This window comes from Corynebacterium sp. LaCa_205, from assembly GCF_057458085.1.
Genome location: NZ_CP190931.1, coordinates 1,035,150 through 1,054,668, shown reverse-complemented (window position 1 = coordinate 1,054,668; position 19,519 = coordinate 1,035,150). Strand labels below are relative to the sequence as shown.

Genomic DNA, 19,519 nt, shown 5'->3' with positions numbered 1-19,519 from the left:
ATTCGCGCGGCCTTATGTGCTAGGCCGTAGCATCCAGTGGGTTCTTGACCCAGCTCATCAAATCGCGCAGCTTAGCGCCGGTCTTTTCAATCTCGTGCTGTGCAAATTCCTCGCGCAGGTCCTCCAATTCCTTGTTGCCGCCCTCAATATTGGCCAGCAGGCGCTTGGTGAAGGTGCCATCCTGAATATCAGACAAGATGTCTTTCATGTGCTGCTTGGTATCGGCATTGATAACGCGGGGACCGGAAATGTAGCCGCCAAACTCTGCGGTATCAGATACCGAGTAGTTCATATTGGCGACGCCACCTTCAAACATCAGGTCCACAATCAGCTTCATCTCGTGCAGAACCTCAAAGTAGGCCATTTCTGGCTCGTAGCCAGCCTCAGTCAGAACCTCAAAGCCGGTACGAATCAGGTATTCCACACCGCCGCACAAGACAGCCTGCTCACCGAAGAGGTCAGTAACCGTCTCTGCCTCGAAGGTGGTCGGGATAACGCCGGCACGCGCGCCACCGATGGCTGCGGCATAGGACAAGGTCAAATCATGTCCTTCACCCTTCGGATCCTGCTCAGTAGCGATGAGGCACGGAACTCCCTTGCCATCTACAAACTGTCGGCGAACCAAGTGACCAGGTCCCTTAGGAGCAACCATTCCGACGGTGACATTGGCCTGCGGCTCAATCAGCTTGAAGTGAATATTCAAACCGTGACCAAACAGCAGTGCATTGCCATCTTCCAGGTTAGGGGCGATTTCCTCTTCAAAGATCTGCTTCTGAGAGGTATCTGGCGCCAGCAGCATAATGACGTCTGCCCACTTAGCAGACTCTGCCACGGTCTTAACCTCAAAGCCTGCTTCCTCAGCCTTGTCCGCCGACTTGGAACCCTCGCGCAGGCCGATAACAACCTCAACGCCGGAGTCACGCAGGTTTTGCGAGTGTGCATGACCTTGGGAACCGTAGCCGATGACGGCTACCTTGCGGTTTTGAATGATGGACAGATCCGCATCATCGTCATAAAAGGTCTCAATTGCCATGTCCTAATCCTCAATTCTGTAGTGATTGAAAGTTCAATGAATCAACGTCCCACCCACTATTGTATCAGCGTGTGGGATTTAATGCCCACCTAGTGAGACATTAATTTCGGGGTGGAGCCAATGCTTTGGGCCCACGCCCTAAGGCCACGTCACCCGACTGCACCAGCTCGAGTACACCAAAAGGTTCTAATACATCAAGTAGCGCCGCCAGCTTTCCCGGGGTACCAGTCGCTTCTACTACCACGGATTCTTGCGCCACATCTACCACGCGAGCGCGGAAGATATTGACGGCATCGACAACCTGGGGTCGGTTGGTATTATTTGCAGACACCTTGACCATCATCAGAGCTCGCGCCACGGTTGCGTCAGCCTCAAGCTCAACTATCTTGATGACCGGAACAATTTTATTGAGCTGCTTAGTTACCTGCTCCATAATTGTCTCGGATGCATCAACCACGATAGTCAGCCGGTTGATACCCGGATTTTCCGTTTGGGCGGAAACCAGGGAAATGATGCTATAACCGCGCCGCGAAAACATTCCGGTCACCCGCGACAGGATTCCCTCTACGTCTTCCACCAGGACCGACAAGGTATGCCGGGAAACGTCAGTGGGTGCCATGCCTATACCTCCTGGATGGTCTCGTCGATATCGGCAGGACTTTCTGCTGCCGATTCAGTTTCATCGAATAGCGGGCGCAAACCGCGGGCGTATTGAATCTCTTCGTTAGACGCCCCACCGCCAATCATCGGCCACACCTGGGCATCTTCTCCAACGATGAAGTCAATAACCACAGGGCGGTCATTGATTGCACGGGCCCGTTCAATCGCTGGCACCACTTCTTCCTCGCAGGTGACCCGGATGGCTTCACACCCCAGTGCTTCTGCCAAGCGGACAAAGTCCGGGGTATAGACATCGCGCTCTCGCAGCTTGGTATGGGAGTAGTTCTCATTAAAGAACAGGGTTTGCCACTGGCGGACCATACCTAGGTTGCCGTTATTAATAACGGCAACCTTGAATGGGAAGCCCTCCAAAGCTGCGGTGGTTAGCTCCTGGTTGGTCATCTGGAAGCAGCCATCACCGTCAATCGCCCATACCTCTTTATCTGGGCATGCTGCTTTGGCGCCAAGGGCTGCTGGTACCGCGTAGCCCATGGTTCCAGCCCCGCCGGAGTTAATCCAGGAACGCGGCTGTTCAAAGTCAATAAACTGTGCCGACCACATCTGGTGCTGCCCCACTCCGGCACAATAAATTGCCTCGGGGCCTACGGTTTCACTGAGCTTCTCCAAGACAAATTGAGGATTTAGCTGCCCATCCGGAGTGGGATCATAACCACGGGGAAACCGCTCTTTGAGTCCGTCAAGGTAGTCCCGCCATGGACCTGTCTGCGGCAGATCCAGAGAGGAGTTTTTACGGTATTCCTTTAAAAGTCCCGCTAGTACTTTTTGCGCATCACCCACGATAGGCACGTCCACCTCACGGATTTTGCCGATTTCAGCAGGATCGATATCCGCATGAATCACCTGGGCCTCAGGAGCAAAGGTTGAGGTATCCCCAGTTACTCGATCATCGAAGCGCGCGCCGATGGCAATAAGCAGATCCGCACGTTGCATCGCCGCGACCGCCGGAACGGTGCCATGCATGCCCGGCATGCCCATATGCAACGGATGAGACTCCGGAAAGGACCCCAAGGCCGTGAGTGTGGTCACGACTGGAATTCCGGTAAATTCCGCAAACGCACGCAGCTCCCGTGCCGCCTCCGCCTTGATGACACCACCTCCGGCATAAATAACCGGCTTTTCTGCTTGCGCGATGAGTTCAACCGCTTGCGCGATTTGACGGTGGTGTGGCTTGGTCGTTGGCTTATATCCAGGCAAATCGAATTCGGTTGGGAAAGAGTAGTCCAAGTGGCCATTTTGAACGTCTTTCGGAATATCCACTAGGACCGGTCCTGGGCGCCCTGTAGAAGCCAAATGGAATGCTGCAGCAATAGCAGCGGGAATCTGCCTAGGCTCCGTCACGATGTAGTTGTGCTTGGTGATCGGCATTGTCACACCACGGATATCAGCCTCCTGGAAGGCATCGGTTCCCAAAAGATTGCTTCCCACTTGGCCGGTGATAGCGACGATGGGGACGGAGTCCAGGTTGGCGTCGGCAAGCGCTGTCACCAAGTTAGTCGCACCCGGCCCCGAGGTGGCAATGCACACCCCCACCTTGCCAGAAGCCTGCGCATAGCCTTCCGCAGCATGTCCAGCTCCCTGTTCATGACGGGTGAGCACATGCCGCAGCTTGGTCGAGGTATGCAAAGCATCGTAGAGCGGAAGCACGGCACCGCCTGGAATGCCGAAGACAAGATCGGTTCCCAAATCTTCAAGAGTGCGGACAATGGCGTGGGCACCACTCATCCGCTCCGGAGCGTGGGCGCGTGAGGCTGCAGCCACCGAAGCAGGCGTGGGCGAAGTTGTCGTAACCACGGTTAATGTGCTCCTTGGATTGCTCTAATACTGGTCGTGATCATCATCGTTAACGCCTTTAGATATGAACAAAGCCCCCGCGGGCTGGTGTGTCTGCGGGGGCGAAAAGCGTCGACGTCATGAGCGCCGCGGTCACCGCCGCATTGGTACTACCTGAAGTCGAATAATGATCATGAGCATGACTATACACCGATAGGTATTACACTTCTGGCTATTACCCCCATTTGGGATCGGTTTCCCACATGGTGAGACATACCTGAAAATAGGTTAGCCCTCACCCACCCCTGTGAATTAGGCTTGCACACTATGACTCCACCACCTAAGGACAATAAACCTCATCAGTCCACCACCCAGGCAGAGGTTTTCAAGCCATCCCGTGACCACATCTTGGGCATCCTTATCCTGTCCACCATTGCGCTATTGAGCATTGGGTGGGCCCCCAAATACCTCGCATGGCTGTTCATCATCCCCATCCTCGGATTGTGGTGGGTCATAAAATCCCGCACCAAGGTCTCAGAATCCGGGATCGACATTTCCTATGCTTTCCGGAAAAAGGTACAGATCCCTTGGGACGATTTTGCCGGTATCGGGTTCCAACGCTCCCGCGCCTTTGCTCGTACGAGAAGCGGCGTGGAGCACAACCTGCCTGGTATCACCTTTAACTCGCTCCCACGCCTTTCGGAGGCCTCCCGCGGCCGCATCCCGGACGCCCTTACCCAGGGCCGTGAAGCGGCAGATGAAAAGGTGGTTATCGTCCACCGCGACGGCCAGCAAGTCCTCCTCAGCAAAGAAGAGTATGCGGACTACCTTGAGCGCCACCCCGAGCTCAAGCCCTCGGCCGAAAACTAAATACGCCACCGACGCTCTCCCCCACATCCCTTGAAGGAATGGTGACTTTAAACCATGTTCCCGCTGCGCTCAAAAGTAACTACCGTCGGCCGCCAGGCCTCTGGCGCCCGGGCCCTGTGGCGCGCAACCGGCACCAAGGAAAATGACTTTGGTAAACCGATCGTGGCCATCGCCAACTCCTATACCCAATTCGTCCCCGGCCACGTGCACCTCAAAAACGTCGGCGATATTGTCGCCGATGCCGTACGTGAGGCCGGCGGAGTGCCCAAGGAATTCAACACCATCGCAGTCGATGATGGCATTGCCATGGGCCATAGCGGCATGCTATACTCGCTTCCCTCCCGCGAAATCATCTCCGATTCCATCGAGTACATGGCCAATGCCCACACTGCCGACGCCCTGGTATGCATCTCCAACTGCGATAAAATCACCCCCGGCATGCTCAATGCTGCCCTGCGCTTGAATATCCCCACCATCTTTGTCTCTGGTGGGCCAATGGAGGCAGGAAAGGCGGTCGTTGTAGATGGCGTAGCCCACGCCCCAACCGACCTCATTACGGCCATTACGGCCTCCGCCAATGATGAGGTCTCGGATGAAGGACTAACCCAGGTCGAAGCATCTGCCTGCCCCACCTGTGGTTCCTGCTCCGGCATGTTTACCGCCAACTCTATGAACTGCCTGACCGAGGCCCTCGGCCTTGCACTGCCCGGCAACGGTACCACCTTGGCCACCCACACGGCCCGCCGCGGCCTATTCGAAAAGGCCGGCACCACCATCGTCGATATGTGCCGTCGCTATTACGGCGAAGAAGACGAATCGGTCCTTCCGCGCAACATCGCTACCAAGGAAGCTTTCACTAACGCCATGGCCCTAGACATGGCCATGGGCGGCTCCACCAATACCATCCTGCACACCTTGGCGGCCGCGCAGGAAGGCGAGGTTGATTTCACCCTGAATGACATCAACGACATCTCCTACCGCGTGCCGTGTTTGTCCAAGGTAGCGCCCAACGGGACCTACCACATTGAAGATGTTCACCGCGCCGGCGGCATTCCCGCAATCTTGGGCGAGCTTCGCCGCGCCGGGCACCTCAATCTCAAGGTACATACAGCGCTATATGACAACGCCGAACAGTGGCTCGATGACTGGGATATCCGCAACCCTCACGCCACCGATGAGGCCCGCGAACTCTACTACGCCGCCCCCGGCGGCGTGCGCACCACGGAGCCCTTCTCCCAATCCAACCGCTGGGACGAGCTCGATACCGACGCCGCCAATGGCTGCATCCACGACGCCGAGCATGCCTTTTCTTCCGACGGTGGCCTCGTTGTACTGCGCGGCAACCTCGCTCCCGACGGGGCCATCGTCAAGGCAGCGGGCGTCGAAGAGGAGCTGTGGACCTTCTCCGGCCCTGCACGAGTCGTGGAGTCCCAGGAGGAAGCGGTATCTATCATCCTCAATAAGGAGGTTCAGCCGGGCGATGTCGTGGTCATCCGCTATGAAGGCCCGGCCGGTGGCCCTGGCATGCAAGAGATGCTCCACCCGACTTCCTTCCTCAAGGGCGCCGGTTTGGGCAAGGCATGTGCCTTGATTACCGACGGCCGCTTCTCCGGCGGTACTTCCGGCCTATCCATTGGCCACATCTCCCCCGAGGCTGCTCACCAAGGACTTATCGGGCTCATCGAAAACGGCGACACCATCTCTATTAATATCCACGAGCGCGAGCTCACCCTAGACGTGGATGAGGAAGTACTGAAGCGCCGCCGCGCCGCCCAAGAACAGCGCGAATCCCCTTGGACCCCAGTAAGCCGCAACCGCCCGATCACTAAGGCACTGCGTGCATATGCGGCAATGGCAACCTCAGCTGACCGCGGCGCGGTTCGCGTGGTTGACGGTTATGTGAATTAGCAGGAGATAGCTGCTAAATTGCTGTGCTTCGGTGGGGTGCGCGCCTTTTGCCTGCAAATCACATAAGATATCCTGCGATGAAATTCGCGCGTACCCCGTTATTCCGCTATGCCCTGGCCTTACTGGGGCTCATTCTTGGCGCTCGGAAGATCGTCCAAGATATCCACATTACGGACTTCCCCATCGATATGGTGGTCTACCGCGAAGGCGTCAAGGCCTTCCTTGAACACCGCTCTGTCTACAGCGAACCCATGCTGGCTGGCGATATTCAATTGCCCTTTATTTATCCGCCCTTTGGCGCGTTGGTCATGGTTCCGCTAACGGCCTTCGACGGTATTGACCACGACACGGCAGGCGACATCGTGGTCGTCCTCTCTGATCTTCTCGTGCTCCTCTGCCTCTACCTTGTATTCAAGGCAGTGCTGAAAAAGCCGGAGTTCCTCCTGCCCGTCGCCGCCATTACTTGGGCAATTGTATTGCGCTTTGAGCCGGTTGACCTCAATAACGGCTTTGCCCAAATCAATATCGTGGTCATGACGCTCGTTGTCCTCGACCTCGTTCCGCGCCGGCGCTTCCTACCGCAAGGAATCCTGATCGGTCTGGCGGCCGCCATCAAAATAACCCCTCTGGCCATGCTGCTTTACTTCCTCGTGCGCAAGGAGTGGAAGCAGATTGCCACAGCGCTCCTTTCCGCTGTTGCGGCCACCCTCCTTGCCGCAGCCTTCCGCTGGGACGCGTTCGTGGAGTTCTTCAGTTCCAAATTGCTCGATATGGGCTCTGGCGGCGACTTCGGCGTGGGGACTGATTACCAGTCCAATAGTTCTATCAAGGGCGCCATTCAGCGCATGTATTCTTCTTCGGAGGCCATGGACGCTAATGGTCTGGCTATCAACATTGCTTGGATCACCGCCTCCCTCGTGGTCATTGCATTCGCGGCGTGGCTTATTAAGCGCCTGTGCGAAGAGCATTTGCTTGTCGACGCCCAGTTGGTCACCGCCCTCACCCTCCTGCTCATCTCCCCCGTTTCCTGGTCACACCACTGGGTCTGGCTCACGCTCATCATCCCAGTCTTTCTTTACCGCGCCTGGAGCTGGCTTTCTACGGGATGGGCCGCGGGCAGCCTTCTTACCGTCCTCGTCGCCTGGTCAGGCATGCTGCTGACCGTCCCGCCCAAGTGGTGGTGGGGCGATCAAGTCGATGTCCACGCCATGGAGCGCTACCAGAAGTTCTGGGTGGATGACTTCGTATGGCTAACCATACTGACCGTCGCACTTTTCGCAGCCGCTTTCTATGCCTCCCAGCGCAATAACCGGAACGCAAATACCGCTACTCCTGCCCCGCTAGCGTCTTAAGCGCTGCAAGGTGCGAATCGAATGCCGTCTTACCTTTGGCCGTGAGCATTACCCATACCGTGTCCTTGCCACGTGAGGATCCATACTCACGAAAGCGACTGACATACCCCTCTTTTTCCAGTGCGCTTAGCTGCTTAGACAGCGTGGCATCGGATTGATTCACCTTGTCTCGAATCGCGGCAAAGCGCATCTCTTTGTTGATGGCGCCTTCCACTGCCCCGGCAGCATTAAGTACCGCACAAATCTTAAACCGGTTAAGCGGGTGGATTACTGGATCAAGCTCACTCATCACCGCTCGCCTGCTTGTCGTCTCTTTGGCCACGCGTGGACATATCCATTGCTCCCGAATTGAGAGCCCAAAACACACCCAAGCCCCACAGCGTGAATACGATGGCCGCAATCACCATGTGCCCTTCGAGAAAGGTCTGGAAAAACGTAGGGGCAAACATTAGAAAAAATCCGAGATAGTATTTCCAGTCCGGCTGCGGCTGGTCAAAAGGATTTTGTCTATAGCCTGCACGTACGTCACGCTTTTTAGCGCCTACCCAAAGGCCTACACCCACGCAGGCAATTATGACTCCGAGAGATAACCATAGCGGCATACCTTCCCCAAATTGGCTCAGGCCAAACCACAGTCCTGCTAACGCCGCAGCAAACAATGCATTAAGCGCGGTCTTCCGCCCTGCGCCCTGGTCTTGCTCCATTTCTTCATTAAATGCCAGTGCCTCGTGCACGCTGTCTTCCATCGTCTCTATCCCTTTCACCCTCGAATTTCGTTGTTTTCCACTTTAGAAAGTATCATACTTTCCCTCCTGGAAAGCAAGGGGTAAAAGAAAATCCGCCGCGTGCGCGACGGATTATTTTTTGGCGATTATTTCAGCGGATTAACTCCCGCACCGAAGAACCACAGTGCTACGAGAATCGCTACGCCGATAAGCACAAAGACCCAGGAGGTGCCCAGCGGGCGGCGTGCCCAGGAGCGCTTGAAGTCTAGGGAGATAAAGCCCGGGCCAGTAAACTGCAGTCCCACAGCGATAACGAAGAGGACCAAAGAAAGCCAGACGGAATCTGGCCAGCTAAAGACGTCCAAACCGGCATCGGTCTGCGCTAGCTCGTGGACAGCGCTAAAGCCGGTCACTACCAAGCCCAGCATGGCAGCCAGAGGCGTAATGAGTCCCAGCAACAGGAATACACCAGCGATAAGCTGCATGGTCGGAACCGCAATCGACAGCGCGGTATCCCAAGCATAGTTGGCAAAATCACCCTCTAGACCGGACAAGCCCTGGCTATCGCCGAGCTCGAAGAAGGTTTTTGCACCGGCAATGATTAGGTAGGCGCTCAGTGCGATGCGAATGAATAGCAGACCAAAGTCGATAGTGCCGCGGCGCCCATAGCGGTGGTAGCCTTCTTTTTCTTCCTGTTCCGCCTGCAAGCGGGCCTCGCGCTCCTCTGCGGTTTCTGCGCTGGCGGCACCTTCTTCAGGGGCGTCGGCAGTAGCAAGTGCCGATTCCTCCTCGGCACTAACCGGCGTGGCCGACTCCGGTTGCGCAAACGCTACAGTTTCCTCACTGGCGCCGCTTTGCTGACGCGCGGCTTCATTCGCGCTGGAGTAGGACATTACCTCAGTTTCAGGGCGGTCTTGCCGCGCCTGGGAAGGCTTGATCTCCTGCGGCTCAGCGCGGCCGGCGCGCTCGAAGAGGCCAGGCTTCGAGTTCTTCTCGCTGGAAACGGAATCTTTGCTGGCGGGCTTGGCGTTATAGGTAGGCACGCCCATGTCTTCATCTAACGGTGTGGCTTTATCCGGCTGTTTATCGCTCATAGCTCCAATTTAAGGCACGGGCCTGCGCTTTTGTGGTACCCGCCACGGCGCGCCGTTGCAGCAAACTGGCTAGAGTGCCTCCAAGCCGCTTGCGGCCTCAATCACCGAACGCGTGAGCTCACCCAAAACCTCCGATTCCAAACGCCAACGTTGCCAATATAAGTCGATATCGAGCGGGGAGTCATCAAGAAGCACCAGCTCTTTCGCCTCCAAAAGCGGCAGTGCCTGGGCTTGGGGCAGCAATCCCCACCCCAAGCCAACGCGAACCGCCTCTAGGTAGCCCTCGGAAGAAGGTATCTGCGACACTCGTGCACGGACTACGGCGGAATCAATAAAGCGCTCGCGCATCGCATCATCCAATACCTGATCGTTGGGGCCGTATCCCACCAAGGGCATGGTTTCCCAGGTCAGCCGACCGCTATGGAAACTTTCTGCAATATGCGGTGCCGCGACTGGAAAGTATCGCATGGTGCCCAAAAAGCTCGACTCGCAGCCCGAAACTGGTGTGGCCTCTCTCGTTACTGCGCCCAGCACATCGCCACGGCGCAACATTGCCAGGGTGCGCGCTTCATCCTCAATCCGGATACGCAACGCGACGTCGCCCCGCCGCGCGGTATCGTTAAGAACCCTCCTAAACCACGTCGCCAAAGAATCTGAATTTACAGCGACAGATAACGGTACTCGGGCTAAGCGCTGGACTAGGCGGGCATCCGTTTCTGCTTGCACCAACGCCATGCGGCGCGCGGACTGCACAAGGATCTCGCCCGCTTCCGTGGCGGTTACCGGGGTGGCACGGCGAAGGAGTACTCGTCCGGTGCTCGACTCCAAGGCCTTGATACGCTGGCTCACCGCAGACGGCGATATACCGAGCACGGCCGCGGCAACGTCAAAGCTGCCTTCGTCCACGATCGCAAGCAAGGTTTCTAGGTGCACCGGGTTCATGAAGCTATTCTAAACCAACTGAAGAAGCATTAACTGGACTAATCCAACCTAAGAATTCACACTAGAAGGCATGTCCATCGTGCTTGCTGGTTTCTTTCTGGGATTATCGCTCATCGTGGCCGTCGGCCCGCAAAATGCCATGCTGCTTAAATTCGGCATCCGCCGTGATCACATCGGTTTAATCATTGCCGTCTGCGCGCTTTCCGACGTCATCCTGATTACCTCCGGCACAGCCGGCGTGGGCTACCTGGTAGAAAAGTTTCCCAACGCCCTGCAAGTCCTGAAATACGTTGGCGCGGCTTACCTGGCCTATTTTACTTTTACCTGCTTCCGCGATGCGTTAAAGACCAAGGGCGAGGCCATTGAGGTCGAATCCACACAGCCTAAGGTCCCGCAGGAAGTAGCCACCTTCGATGGTTCCACCGCACACAGCACGACGAAGACTAAAACTCGGGTGGAGATAAAGCGCTCCCCCTCCTGGGTTAAGCCACTATTGACCGCCCTGGCCTTAACGTGGCTGAACCCAGGCGCCTACGTAGACGTGGTGGTCATGCTTGGCAGCATCGCCAACCAATACGGCGAATCAGGGCGCTGGCTCTTCGCCGTGGGTGCTATCTGCGCCAGCTTCACTTGGTTCCCCTTCATCGGCTTTGGCGCCGCACGCTTTTCCCACGTGTTGTCCCGACCCACGGTATGGCGCTGGATCAACTTCGGTATCGGCGTCATCATGATTGGCCTAACGCTCAAGTTGCTCCTGCTCTAGGGGCCGGGTTCAAAGGGCCGCCTAATTGCCGCGAACGCGCGACGCGGTCGCACCGGCCCACCGGTTGATCCCGGCGTCATGGGCGACGTCGTCAATCGCGCCCAGCTCCTCCGCACTGAAGTCGAGGTTATCCAGTGCCCCCAGGTTGTGCTCGAGCTGCTCCACCGAAGAGGCGCCCAATAGCGCCGAGGTTAGCGTGCGGTCGCCTTGGTCGCGCAGTACCCACGAAATAGCCATCTGAGCCAAAGACTGCCCACGCTTGCGCGCAATATCGTTAAGAGCGCGAATCATGGACAGGTTCTCCTCATTAAGCCAATCCTTTTCCAAGGTCTTATCTTTTGCTGCGCGGGAATCGGCGGGAATGCCATCAATATAGCGATCCGTCAGCATGCCCTGTGCCAGCGGCCCGAAGCCGATGACTCCCAATCCGCTACGCCCAGTGACGTCAAGCAGCGACTCGCCGTCTTCGCCGGGACGTTCAATCCAGCGGTTGAGAATGGAATAGCTTGGCTGATGAATCAGCAATGGGCAGCCTTCCTCTTCCATAAATTGCACGGCCTCCGCGGTAAGCTCCGGCCCGTAAGAGGAAATGCCCACGTAGAGGGCCTTGCCGGAAGCTACGATATCACGCAGTGCATAAAGGGTTTCTTCCAGCGGGGTATCTGGATCCGGGCGGTGGTGATAGAAGATATCCACGTAATCCAAGCCCATGCGCTCGAGAGACGCGTCCAAGGAGCTCACCAGGTACTTGCGGGAGCCACCAAAGCCGTAGGGGGAATCATTCATCACCCAGCCGGCCTTGGAAGAGATGATCATTTCATCACGGAAGGGACGGAAATCGCGAGCGAAGATGCGGCCGAAGTTGGCTTCGGCGGCGCCAGGTTCCGGGCCATAGTTATTAGCCAAATCGAAATGAGTAATCCCCCGGTCATACGCCGCGCGCAAAATCTCGCGCTGCGTGGCCAGGGGACGATCGTATCCAAAGTTCTGCCATAGACCAAGGGAAATGGCCGGCAACTTCAGACCAGAGTTACCTACTCGGCGGTACTCCATCGAATCATAACGGTCAGATGCGGGTGCATAGATACTCATGACACCCATTGTCCGCTTAATTCTTCGGTTTGTCAGCCTTCGGCTGCTGCTCATCTTCCTCGGGATCGCCGGATGCACCGGTTTCTTCGACCCACTTTTCAATTTCTTCCGGGGTACGGTCGGTTTCTACCGCATCACGCTCGGTGTAGTAAGAGTAATCGTGGCGCTTTTCTTCGTACTTTTCCTTGTCAAAGTCCACGTCATCGTCGCTGTCGAGTTTCTCGGTGACTTCCTCCACCAGCTCATCATAAAGGGCCTCGTTATCCATATTGGAGTCCTCGATGTGCTGGCCAATTTCATCATCGTAGCGCTCGGCGTCATATTCCTTGTCCGGGTGCAGCTTCAGGTGCATGAGGGCACGTACGCGCTCGCGACGCACTGCCTCGTCCTGGATCTGGGACTGGCTACGGAACCACGCAAAAACCAAGATGGCGACCATGAGGATTCCCATGTAGCCAATGATTGGGTAGATGTAGTTCATCAAGGTCTTAAAACCGGCAAAGGAAACAGCGAAACCAGCCAAGCAGCCGATGACGAAGATGACCGGGTAGCGCTTCTCATGGCCGGCAGACAGGCGCTTACCCAGCGCGTAGAACATGCCGATGGCGGTATTAAAGATCATCAAGTAAATGATGACCGCCATGACAGCGCCCAATGTGGGATTGACGTCATCGACCAGAGACAACATCGGAATATCTGAGCCTTGTGCCTTATCCGAGTTCATCAACAGGGAGAAACCGGCAAGCCCCATCATGACGGAGTAGATAACGCCGCCCACAACGCCGCCCCAGCCGGCCTCGCGCGGGCTAATATTATCGCCGCCGATAACCAGGGACATAGATACGGCTAGCATCAGAGCAAGGCCGTTGTAGTTCAGTGCGGAAATCAGCCAGTTGCCAATCGGAGTATCGATTTGGCTGGAGGCGTCCATGGCAGCACCGATATCGTCCGGCATGTTAAGGCCGGTGTAGATGGCTACGCCAATGACCGCAATGATGATGGTCGGTGTTACCGCACCAATAACCTTGGACACCTTATCCACGTCGAGCATGCCAACGATCAGGACCAAGACCAGCATGAGCGTGGAACCGATCCACGTCTTCCAGCCAAATTGCTGCTGCATATTAGAGCCAGCACCAGCCAACATCACAAAGCCAATGGCAAAGAGGGTGATGATGACCGCCACATCCAGCAATTTGGAGACGATCGGGTGGGTAACATTGCGGAAAACAGTATTGTGTTCCGAGGCGTGGAAATAGCTTCCCAACTGCAAGAACACTGTGCCTGCGAGGGTCATGATGAGTGCGGCGATAATGATGCCAGGAATACCCCAGGTACCAAAGGCAGTGAAGTACTGCACCACCTCTTGTCCCGTGGCAAAGCCTGCGCCGACCAACAAGCCCACGAAGGACATTGCAATGGCGATAATGTTTTTAGAAGACACAGTTGCCTAACTTTTGTAGCGAATATCTCTCGCATACTGGTGCGCGCGGCCCCTTTGTCCCCCGCTCCCCAGCACGTGGGCTACGCAACACCGATATGCGTTCCTTAAAGAATGGTACGTAAGTGACCCGCCAAACACCTACTGACGCATACCGATGTTGTGCTAAATCACATATGGAGATTCAGTGAAATCAACCAAACGCCTTAGTCTTCGAAGGTTGCGGTATCAATCACAAAGCGGAATTTCACATCGCCGGCAACCACGCGCTCATAGGCAGCATCGACATCGTTGACGCCGATCTTCTCAATGACGGCACCAATGCCGTGCTCGGCACAAAAGTCCAGCATCTCCTGGGTCTCGGCGATACCGCCGATATTATTGCCCGTAAGCACCTTACCGCCGCCGACGAGGCTGCCCATATGGATTCCCAGTTCCTCTGGCGGAAGGCCGACCACGGACATGATGCCGCGCGGCTTGAGCAGCTGCAGGTAGTCATCGAGGGAGTACTGTGCAGAAATGGTGGACAGGATGACATCGAATTCGCCGCGGTGGTTGGCAAAGAAGTCCTCGTCCTCACCGGTGGCCAGAATGTGCTTCGCACCAAGCTCGTAGGCCTCCTTCTCCTTGCGCAAGGAGCGGGAAATCACGGTCACTTCTGCTCCCTTGGCCGCCGCGATTTGGACACCCATGTGGCCCAATCCGCCTAGGCCCACTACAGCGACCTTGTCACCTTCCTTGACCTGCCAGCGTGCCAGCGGCGAATAGGTGGTAATTCCCGCGCACAGCAGCGGGGCCGCTTCGTCAAAATCGATGCCCTCTGGGATGGTGCTTACGAATCCTTCGTTGACGACTACCTTCTGAGCGTAGCCACCTTGGGTAATGGTGCCGTCCACGTCCTCGGAGTTATAGGTTCCTACATTGCCGTTAAGGCAGTTCTGCTCCTGTCCATTGCGGCATTGCTCGCACTCGCCACAGGAATTTACTAAGCATCCCACGCCAACGCGGTCGCCGACCTTGAACTTAGTGACCTTATCGCCCACGGCTTCTACAACACCGGCGATTTCATGGCCCACCGTCAGTGGGAAGTGGGCTTCGCCCCACTCGTTTTGAATGGTGTGGATATCGGAGTGGCAAATGCCCGCAGCTTTGATATCAATAACTACGTCATCCTCGCGCGGATCGCGGCGCTCGATTTCTACGACCTTAAAGGGAGCTTCAGGGCTTTCCTTTTGCAATACTTTGCTCTTAATTGACATGCCCACAACCCTACGCCCACCCCTACTGACCTCGCCTAACGAAAATAATCACCAATTTTGACAGGAAATGAGGGCACAAAAAAGCCAGCCACGCGTCATGTTCGAGGAAGTGCGAGCGCGGCTGGCTTAATGTGGTGCTTAGTTCAGCTTCTCTGCGATGAGCTTATTGACCTGACCAGGATCGGCCTTACCCTGGGTGGCCTTCATGACCGCACCCACAATGGCACCGGTTACCTTCTTATTGCCGGCACGGTACTTCTCCACGATGTCCGGGTTAGCTGCCAGCGCATCATCCACGGCCTTTTCAATGGCTCCATCGTCGCGCACGACCTCCAAGCCGCGCTTTTCGACGACCTCATCGACGTCGCCTTCGCCCGCCAACACGCCATCTACCGCCTTACGCGCCAGCTTGGTAGTCAGCTTCCCTTCATTGACGAGCGCGATAACGCGCGCCACCTGCTGCGGGGTAATGGACAAACCTGCAAGGTCGGTTTCCTCCTCGTTGGCCTTGCCGGCCAGATAGGAAACCCACCAAGAGCGCGCCTCGTCCGGCTTCGCGCCGGCCTCAACGGTATCCACGATGAGGTCGAGTGCGCCGGCGTTGACCAAGTCGCGCATCTCTTCATCCTTGATGCCCCACTCTTCCTGAATGCGCGCACGGCGAACCCAAGGCAGCTCCGGAAGGGTCTGGCGCAGTTCTTCTACCCACTCGCGTGGGGCGATGACCGGTGGAAGATCCGGGTCATTGAAGTAACGGTAATCCTCCGCGGTCTCCTTCGGACGCCCCTTGGAGGTAGTGCCGTCGGTCTCTTGGTAGTGGCGGGTTTCCTGATCGATGGTGCCGCCATCTTCAAGTACCTGTGCCTGGCGCTGCATCTCGAAGCGAACCGCCTGTTCCACAGAACGCAGGGAGTTGATGTTCTTGGTCTCGGTACGGGTGCCGAATTCTTCCTGCCCCACTGGGCGCAGAGACAGGTTGGAGTCCACACGCATCGAGCCCTGATCCATACGGGCATCGGAAACGCCTAGGGCTGCCACAAGCTCACGCAGAGCGGAAACATAGGCCTTAGCCACCTCCGGTGCACGCTCGCCGGCACCGACGATCGGCTTGGTGACAATTTCAATGAGAGGAATGCCCGCGCGGTTGCAATCCACCAAGGAAGCCGTAGCACCGTGAATACGGCCGTCCACGCCGCCCAAGTGGGTCAGCTTGCCGGTGTCTTCCTCCATGTGCGCGCGCTCAATTTCCACCCGCCACTCGGTGCCGTCCTCCAGAACTACGTCCAGGTAGCCGTCGTAGGCAATCGGCTCGTCATACTGGGAAATCTGGTAGTTCTTTGGCTGGTCCGGGTAAAAATAATTCTTGCGGGCAAAGCGAGAGGACTCGGCAATGGAGCAATTAAGCGCCAAGCCAATCTTGATGGCGCCCTCCACGCCCTTGGAATTTACTACCGGCAGCGCACCGGGCAGACCCAGTGAAACCGGGTCAACGTTGGAGTTAGGCGCTGCGTTGAAGTTCGTAGGAGAGGTAGAAAACATCTTGGTTTCCGTATCCAGCTCTACGTGGACTTCCATGCCCATTACCGGCTCGAACTTTTCTAGGACCTCATCAAAGTCCATCAGGTCATACATCGCAGCAGTCATGCGTGCCATCTTAATACGTCCATGCACCCGCGCGCTCACGCCCCTAAGCTGAATATTATGACTACACCACATAGCGTTGATGCTCAGCTTATCGATGCCCCTTTGATCAACATCGCAGTCTTTCGCACTGCCCCCACGCCCGAGGAGGTAAGCGAGCGTTTGACCACCACTTTTGCCGATCGCTTGGGAGACATCACTCCGGGCAAGAATCCCGGTAGCCTCATGGCCGAGCTCGATGATTCATTCTTATTGCACTACCAAGCCATCGATACCCCTCCCACCCGCGATAGTTATGGTCTCCACCCCATTTTGAGCGCGGACGCACGCGGTCTCGATTCTGCCACCGCACAAATCCTCGTCTCCGTACTTCCCCGGGATGCAGAAGGCAACCGTGCCAAGCAGTTTCGTGAGGCTCGCCGCGAGCACCTAGAGCTGCTCTCTAAAGCCACCGCTGTGGTAGCCGAACACCCAGAATGCCTCATCGTCCACAACCCCAGAGGCAACGTATCTATCGCTCCGAATACGTTCCTCGAGGCCGTTCGGGACAACCTTGCCCCGATGCACATTGCGCCAGTATGGCTCACCCAAAAGGGAAACAAGATTCTGGGTTATACCGTGGGGCTAGTCCAAGCAGGTCACCCCGAAGTCCAGGCGGCCACCGAATCGATGGATCCCACCGATCTCTATTACAAGCTGGCTAATATCGCAGACCACGTTCTCCAAGGCGCCACCGTCAAGGACGGCGACACCTTAAGCTTCGAAGAAGGTCAGCCGCCCCTGACCGCACAGGAAGAACCCTGGTTTGTAGACGAGTCTCTTCCAGCGGTCACGATTGGTTTCTAGCTAGTACTCTCCTTCCTACGGGAATCCACATAGCGGCAGATGGCAGCCAGCACCGCACCGGAAAGGTTGTGCCACACGGAAAAGACGGCTCCTGGCAGAGCAGCCAATGGGTTCATATACGTCGATGCCAAGGAGGTGGCCAAGCCGGAGTTTTGCATGCCCACCTCGACGGCCATCGTGCGCCGAGCAGCGACTGGCTGCTTGGTTATCAATCCGGCTAGGTAGCCCAGACCGTAGCCACACCCGTTGTGGATAATCACAGCGGCAAAGACCAGCGCACCGGCGCTGGCGATGGTGTCGTGCGCTCCGCCCACCACGATGCACACGATGGCGGAAATCGCCGCAACCGAAATCCAAGGCAATGCCGAGTTAATCCTTGCCACCACCCGCGGCGCCAGCATGCCTATGAGGATGCCGGCGACGACAGGAATGAGCACCACCTTCACAATGGACCATGCCATAGACGAAGCGGAAACCGGCATATACTCCCCTGCCAGCCACAAGGTCAGCAACGGGGTAAACACCGGTGCCAATAGGGTGGAAATCGAGGTCATGGTCACCGACAGGGCTACATCGCCACGCGCTAAATAGGACACCACATTAGAGCTCGTTCCACCGGGAGCGCAGCCTACAAGAATGCCCCCGGCCGCTACCGCTTCTGGGAGGTCCATGATTGCTACCACCGCCAATGCCACCATCGGCATGATGACAAACTGCGCAACTACTCCGATGAGCACGGGAAGCGGCCGGCGGGCCACCAAGGCAAAGTCCACCGGCTTGAGGGTAAGGCCCATGCCAAACATGACAATGCCCAGCAGCGGGGTGACCTGCGGGGCAAAGGATGCCGCGGTATTCGGTGCAAAGTATCCAATCACGCCGCCGATAATCACGAGCACCGGAAAGCCTAGCGCTGCGATAAATGCTTGGCGGTCTTGAGCTGCGGAGGGCACAGTAGCCGCCGCCATCCGATTATCTGTCATGCTATCGATACTCATAGACAAAAGAATACGCTCCCACCCAGTGGGAGCGCTATCCTAATATTCGAAATGTGCGTGGTCTCTACCCAAAGAGCGCTTGTGCATTGCGGTAACGCGATTCCGGCACTGTCTTAAGGGTTCCCACGGCCTCCTCCAACGGAACTAGATCAATATCCTCGCCATGGAGAGCTACACACATACCTGACTTGCCTTCATGGGTAGCACGGGCTGCGTGCACGCCGTATCGAGTTGCCAGAACGCGGTCATAGGCAGTCGGTGTACCGCCGCGCTGGATGTGTCCCAGCACCGTCGTTCGCACGTCATATCCAGTGCGCGCCTTGATCTCATCGCCAATAACCTGGCCAATACCGTTGAAAGTCTGGTGTCCGAATTGATCCACGCCGCCGGCTTCGAAGTCCATCGTCCCCTCCTTAGGGAGGGCGCCTTCTGCAACGCAAATAATGCCGTATTTTTCACCCATTTGGAAGCGGCGCTCCATCGCCTTGGTGATTTCTGCGATATCGAAGGGCTCCTCGGGCACCACCGTGTAATGCGCGCCACCAGCCATGCCCGCGTGCAAGGCAATCCACCCCACATGGCGGCCCATTACCTCCACAATCAGAATACGGTTATGAGATTCCGCGGTGGTATGTAAGCGGTCAATAGCATCGGTAGCTACAGATACTGCGGTATCAAAACCAAAGGTGTAGTCGGTGGCATTGACGTCGTTGTCAATGGTCTTTGGAACACCTACTACCGGCACCCCATTATCGGATAGCCACTTTGCCCCCTTGAGGGTGCCCTCGCCTCCGATGGCAATGAGGGCATCCACTTCGGCGTCGGCCATATTGGATTTAATCTGATCAAGGCCCGCCTTAAACTTATCCGGATGCAGACGGCCAGTGCCTAGGATGGTGCCGCCGCGCAACAAAATGCGGTCGATTTCTGCATCATCATAGAGATCGCGACGGCGGTCCTCCATCAAGCCCACCCAACCGTCTTCATAACCTACGACGGTATCTCCAAATTCATTGGATGCGGTACGCACAACCGCACGAATTACAGCATTGAGGCCGGGGCAATCGCCACCGGACGTTAAAACACCTAGACGCATACCTACCAATC

Annotated in this window: 18 protein-coding genes; 5 read left to right on the top strand and 13 right to left on the bottom strand. The window is 56.6% G+C overall.

The genetic code is table 11. The features are described 5' to 3' along the window. Positions 1-19 precede the first annotated feature (19 nt). The 3 genes from ilvC to ACP8J1_RS05175 form a co-directional block, all read right to left on the bottom strand. Complete coding sequence (ilvC, locus tag ACP8J1_RS05185; protein ID WP_023021702.1) at positions 20-1,033, bottom strand: ketol-acid reductoisomerase; 1,014 nt, start codon at positions 1,031-1,033, stop codon at positions 20-22. Positions 1,034-1,133: 100 nt separating this feature from the next. Next, complete coding sequence (ilvN, locus tag ACP8J1_RS05180; RefSeq protein ID WP_023021703.1) at positions 1,134-1,652, bottom strand: acetolactate synthase small subunit; 519 nt, start codon at positions 1,650-1,652, stop codon at positions 1,134-1,136. A 2-nt stretch (positions 1,653-1,654) separates the two neighbouring features. Next, entirely contained in the window at positions 1,655-3,505 is a 1,851-nt protein-coding gene (locus tag ACP8J1_RS05175) for an acetolactate synthase large subunit (RefSeq protein WP_023021704.1), read from the bottom strand. A gap of 306 nt (positions 3,506-3,811) precedes the next feature. Here ACP8J1_RS05175 and ACP8J1_RS05170 point away from each other — a divergent pair, with 306 nt between their 5' ends. The 3 genes from ACP8J1_RS05170 (at position 3,812) to ACP8J1_RS05160 (ending at position 7,614) form a co-directional block, all read left to right on the top strand. Continuing rightward, entirely contained in the window at positions 3,812-4,354 is a 543-nt protein-coding gene (locus ACP8J1_RS05170; RefSeq protein ID WP_023021705.1) for a PH domain-containing protein, read from the top strand. Between the two features lie 54 nt (positions 4,355-4,408). Next, positions 4,409-6,262, top strand: coding sequence for a dihydroxy-acid dehydratase (ilvD, locus tag ACP8J1_RS05165; protein WP_023021706.1), 1,854 nt, complete (start codon positions 4,409-4,411; stop codon positions 6,260-6,262). Positions 6,263-6,339: 77 nt separating this feature from the next. Further along, positions 6,340-7,614 (top strand): glycosyltransferase family 87 protein, encoded by a 1,275-nt coding sequence (locus ACP8J1_RS05160; RefSeq protein WP_023021707.1) that lies wholly within the window; start codon positions 6,340-6,342, stop codon positions 7,612-7,614. On the opposite strand, the gene ACP8J1_RS05155 is transcribed toward ACP8J1_RS05160, so the two are convergent. The 4 genes from ACP8J1_RS05155 to ACP8J1_RS05140 form a co-directional block, all read right to left on the bottom strand. Continuing rightward, entirely contained in the window at positions 7,589-7,903 is a 315-nt protein-coding gene (locus ACP8J1_RS05155) for a transcriptional regulator (RefSeq protein WP_023021708.1), read from the bottom strand. The two genes, ACP8J1_RS05160 and ACP8J1_RS05155, sit on opposite strands and share 26 nt — an antisense overlap. Then, complete coding sequence (locus ACP8J1_RS05150; RefSeq protein WP_023021709.1) at positions 7,896-8,360, bottom strand: hypothetical protein; 465 nt, start codon at positions 8,358-8,360, stop codon at positions 7,896-7,898. The genes ACP8J1_RS05155 and ACP8J1_RS05150 overlap by 8 nt, the downstream gene beginning before the upstream one ends. A gap of 125 nt (positions 8,361-8,485) precedes the next feature. Beyond that, positions 8,486-9,433, bottom strand: a complete 948-nt coding sequence (locus tag ACP8J1_RS05145) for a DoxX family membrane protein (RefSeq protein WP_023021710.1) — start codon at positions 9,431-9,433, stop codon at positions 8,486-8,488. Positions 9,434-9,502: 69 nt separating this feature from the next. Further along, a complete protein-coding gene (locus tag ACP8J1_RS05140; RefSeq protein WP_023021711.1) occupies positions 9,503-10,375 on the bottom strand; it encodes a LysR family transcriptional regulator ArgP in 873 nt (290 codons plus the stop codon). Between the two features lie 70 nt (positions 10,376-10,445). Between ACP8J1_RS05140 and ACP8J1_RS05135 the strand changes: the two genes are divergently transcribed. Next, on the top strand, positions 10,446-11,138 hold the full coding sequence (locus ACP8J1_RS05135) for a LysE/ArgO family amino acid transporter (protein WP_034656454.1): 693 nt from the start codon (positions 10,446-10,448) through the stop codon (positions 11,136-11,138). A 21-nt stretch (positions 11,139-11,159) separates the two neighbouring features. Here the strand turns inward: ACP8J1_RS05135 and ACP8J1_RS05130 are convergent, their stop codons facing one another. The 4 genes from ACP8J1_RS05130 to gatB all read right to left on the bottom strand — a co-directional run bounded on the left by ACP8J1_RS05130 (position 11,160) and on the right by gatB (position 16,574). Then, a complete protein-coding gene (locus ACP8J1_RS05130) occupies positions 11,160-12,239 on the bottom strand; it encodes an aldo/keto reductase (RefSeq protein WP_034656453.1) in 1,080 nt (359 codons plus the stop codon). Positions 12,240-12,246: 7 nt separating this feature from the next. Next, a complete protein-coding gene (locus tag ACP8J1_RS05125; protein ID WP_023021714.1) occupies positions 12,247-13,674 on the bottom strand; it encodes a YkvI family membrane protein in 1,428 nt (475 codons plus the stop codon). Between the two features lie 203 nt (positions 13,675-13,877). Continuing rightward, positions 13,878-14,930: an NAD(P)-dependent alcohol dehydrogenase gene (locus tag ACP8J1_RS05120; RefSeq protein ID WP_023021715.1), complete on the bottom strand. Its 1,053-nt coding sequence runs from the start codon at positions 14,928-14,930 to the stop codon at positions 13,878-13,880. Positions 14,931-15,068: 138 nt separating this feature from the next. Continuing rightward, complete coding sequence (gene gatB / locus ACP8J1_RS05115) at positions 15,069-16,574, bottom strand: Asp-tRNA(Asn)/Glu-tRNA(Gln) amidotransferase subunit GatB (protein ID WP_034656480.1); 1,506 nt, start codon at positions 16,572-16,574, stop codon at positions 15,069-15,071. Between the two features lie 57 nt (positions 16,575-16,631). Here gatB and ACP8J1_RS05110 point away from each other — a divergent pair, with 57 nt between their 5' ends. Further along, the gene (locus ACP8J1_RS05110) at positions 16,632-17,417 is read left to right on the top strand and encodes a DUF4261 domain-containing protein (protein WP_034656452.1); all 786 of its coding nucleotides are present in this window, start codon (positions 16,632-16,634) and stop codon (positions 17,415-17,417) included. Here ACP8J1_RS05110 and ACP8J1_RS05105 read toward each other — a convergent pair. Continuing rightward, complete coding sequence (locus tag ACP8J1_RS05105; protein WP_023021718.1) at positions 17,414-18,397, bottom strand: bile acid:sodium symporter family protein; 984 nt, start codon at positions 18,395-18,397, stop codon at positions 17,414-17,416. The genes ACP8J1_RS05110 and ACP8J1_RS05105 overlap by 4 nt on opposite strands. Positions 18,398-18,476: 79 nt before the next feature. Continuing rightward, entirely contained in the window at positions 18,477-19,508 is a 1,032-nt protein-coding gene (locus ACP8J1_RS05100) for an ATP-dependent 6-phosphofructokinase (RefSeq protein ID WP_023021719.1), read from the bottom strand. Positions 19,509-19,519 lie beyond the last annotated feature (11 nt).